Genomic DNA, 3277 nt, shown 5'->3' with positions numbered 1-3277 from the left:
CTCGATCTCGCCCGGCTCGATGCGGAAGCCGCGCACCTTGACCTGGTGGTCGGCCCGGCCCAGGTAGTCCAGGGAGCCGTCCGGCCGCCGCCGCACCAGGTCGCCGGTGCGGTACATCCGGGCGCCGGGCACCGGGGAGTGGGGGTCGGCGACGAACCGTCCCGCGGTCAGCCCCGGCCGGTCGTGGTAGCCGCGCGCCGGGGACGCCCCGCCGAGGTACAGCTCGCCGGTCACCCCGGCCGGCACCGGCCGCAGCGCCGCGTCCAGGACATACGCCCGGTTGCCGGCCAGCGGGCGGCCGATGGGCGGGGTGCCGGTGCCGTCCAGCTCGGCGGCGGTGGACCAGATGGTGGTCTCCGTCGGCCCGTACAGATTGGTCACCTTGCGCGCCGCCCCGCGCAGCGCGGTGGCCAGGTCCTGGCTGATCGCCTCGCCGCCGGTCAGCGCGTGCACCTCGCGCAGCGCCCCCGGGTGCGAGGCGACCAGGGCGTGCCACAACGTCGGGGTGGCTTGCATGACGGTGGCGCGGCTCTCGACCAGCAGCGCGGCCAGCTCCCGCGGGTCCCGCACGGTGGCGGGCGGGGCGAGCACCAGCGTGGCGCCGGACAGCAGCGGGACGAACAGCTCCAGGTTGGCGATGTCGAAGCCGAAGGTGGTCACCGACACCAGCCGGTCGTCCGCGCCCAGGCCGAGCAGGAGCGAGGTGGCGGCCAGGAAGTTGGCGAAGGCGCCGTGCGGGACGACCACCCCCTTGGGGCGGCCGGTGGAGCCCGAGGTGTAGATCACGTACGCGGCGTGGCCCGGAGCCGGCGCCGGGCGCTCGTGCGGCCGCAGGTTCCCGGCCGGGAGGGCGGCCACCTCCGCCGCCGACTCCGGGTCGTCCAGCAGCAGACGGGGCACCACGTCCGGGCCCGGCAGCGCCCGCGCCGCCTCCCGGCCGGTGAGGGCGAGCACCGGCCGGGCGTCCCGCACCATGTGGCCGATCCGGTCCGCCGGGTAGGCCGGGTCGAGGGGCAGATACGCGGCGCCCGACTTGAGCACCGCCAGCGCCGCCACGACCATCTCGGGGGAGCGCGGCAGGGCGACGGCGACCAGCCGGTCGGGGCCCGCGCCCCGGGCGAGCAGGGCGCGCGCCAGCCGGTTGGCCCGCTCGTTCAGCTCCCGGTAGCCGATCCGCCGTCCCTCGTGGAGCAGCGCGGTACGGTCCGGGGCCGCGGCCGCGCGCGCCTCGAACCGCGCGTACAGCTGCGGATGCGCGGGATGGGCGGGCGCGCCGTTCCACTCCACCAGCAGCCGCTCCCGCTCGCCCGGCAGCAGCGCGTCCGTCTCGCCGAGCCTGGTGTCGGGGGCTGCGGTGAGCCGGTCCAGCAGATGGGCCAGCCGGGCGGCCAGGACGCGCGCGCTCTCCTCGGTGAACAGGTCGGCGCTGTACTCCAGACGCCCGGCGATCCCGCCCGGCTCCCCGGACCCGGTCCGCGCCTCGGCCAGGTCGAAGGCCAGGTCGAAGCGGGCGCGGCCGGTGCGGGCCGTGCCGACCGTGCCGGTGAGGCCCGGCAGCTCCAGCGTGGCCGCCGCGTTGTTCTGGAACGCCAGCATCGTCTGGAACAGCGCGTGGCGGGCCATCGAGCGGGCCGGGGACAGGGCGTCCACCAGCCGCTCGAACGGCAGGTCCTGGTGGGCGAAGGCGGCCAGCGCCGCCCCGCGCACCCGGCCCACCAGCTCGCGGAAGGTCGGGTCGCCGGACAGGTCGCCGCGCAGCACAAGGGTGTTGACGAAGAAGCCGACCAGGTCGTCCAGCGCGTCGTCGGTGCGGCCGGCCACCGGGGTGCCGATGGGGATGTCCTCCCCGGCGCCCAGCTTGGACAGCATGGTGGCCAGCGCCGCCTGCACCACCATGAACAGGCTCGCCCCGCACTCCCTGGCCAGCGCGGCGGCGCGGGCGTGGGTGGCGGCCGGGACGGTGAACTCCACCGTGCCGCCCCGGTAGGAGGGCAGCGCGGGGCGCGGGAAGTCGGTGGGCAGCTCCAGCTCGTCCGGCAGTCCGTCCAGCGTCCGCTTCCAGAACTCCAGCTGCCGGGCGGCCAGGGACTCGGGGTCGCTCTCGTCGCCCAGCAGCTCGCGCTGCCACAGCGCGTAGTCCGCGTACTGGACCGGCAGGGGGCTCCACGCGGGCTCCTCGCCGCGCAGCCGGGCCGCGTAGGCGCGGCTCAGGTCCCGGGCCAGCGGGGCGTTGGACCAGCCGTCGCCCGCGATGTGGTGGATGACCGTGACCAGGACGTGTTCCCGCTTCCCGAGGGCGAACAGCGCGGCCCTGATGGGGATGTCGCGCGACAGGTCGAAGCCCCGGGAGGCGAACTCGGTGACCGCGTCCTCCAGTTCGTCCCCGCCGATGTGGCGCACCGGCAGGGTGATCCGCGCCCGGCGGCGGATCCGCTGGTACGGGCCGTCGGCCGACTCGGGGAACACCGTGCGCAGCGCCTCGTGGCGCGCCACCACGTCGCCGAGCGCGGCGCGCAGCGCGGGCCGGTCCAGCGTGCCGGTGAGCCGCAGTGTCCACGGCAGGTTGTAGGTGCCGGACGGGCCCTCGAGCCGGCCCAGGAACCACATGCGCCGCTGGGCGGACGACAGCGGCAGCCGCCCCCGGCGCCGTGCCGCGGTCAGCGGCGGCCGGGCGGCGTCCGCGCCCGTCAGCCGGGCGGCGAGCGCGGCCGGGGTCGCCGCCTCGAAGACCGTACGCAGGGGGACCTCCACGTCCAGCAGCGACCGCACCCGGCTGATCAGCCGGGTGGCGAGCAGCGAGTGTCCGCCGAGGTCGAAGAAGTCCTCGTCGATGGAGACCCGTTCCAGGCCGAGCACCTCGGCGAAGGCCTGGCACAGCAGCTCCTCGCGCGGGGTGCGCGGGCCGCGCCCGGCCGAGGTGGCGATCTCGGGGGCGGGCAGCGCCTTGCGGTCCACCTTGCCGTTGGGGGTCAGGGGCAGGGCGTCGAGCAGCACGAACGCGGACGGCACCATGTAGTCCGGCAGCCGCTCGGCGACCGAGGCCCGCGCCGCCGCCACATCCGCCGCCCCGGCCAGATAGCCCACCAGCCGGCCCTCGCCCCGGGTGTCCTTCGCGACGTTCACCACCGCGTCGGTGACCCCGGGCACGGTGCGCAGCACGGCCTCGATCTCGCCCAGCTCGATGCGATGCCCGCGGATCTTGACCTGGTGGTCGCGCCGCTCCAGGAACTCCAGGCTCCCGTCGGCCCGCCGCACCACCCGGTCGCCGGTGCGGTAC

Annotated in this window: 1 protein-coding gene; it reads right to left on the bottom strand. The window is 76.5% G+C overall.

The window, feature by feature from the left end; genetic code table 11:
• On the bottom strand, window positions 1-3277 hold a 3277-nt coding region (locus BBH68_RS07055), incomplete at both ends, for a non-ribosomal peptide synthetase (protein ID WP_141712964.1).

It is taken from the genome of Streptomyces sparsogenes, from assembly GCF_001704635.1.
Classification (GTDB): domain Bacteria; phylum Actinomycetota; class Actinomycetes; order Streptomycetales; family Streptomycetaceae; genus Streptomyces; species Streptomyces sparsogenes.
Note: the sequence above shows the minus strand (reverse complement) of the source record. Positions and strands in the feature narration are given on the sequence as shown.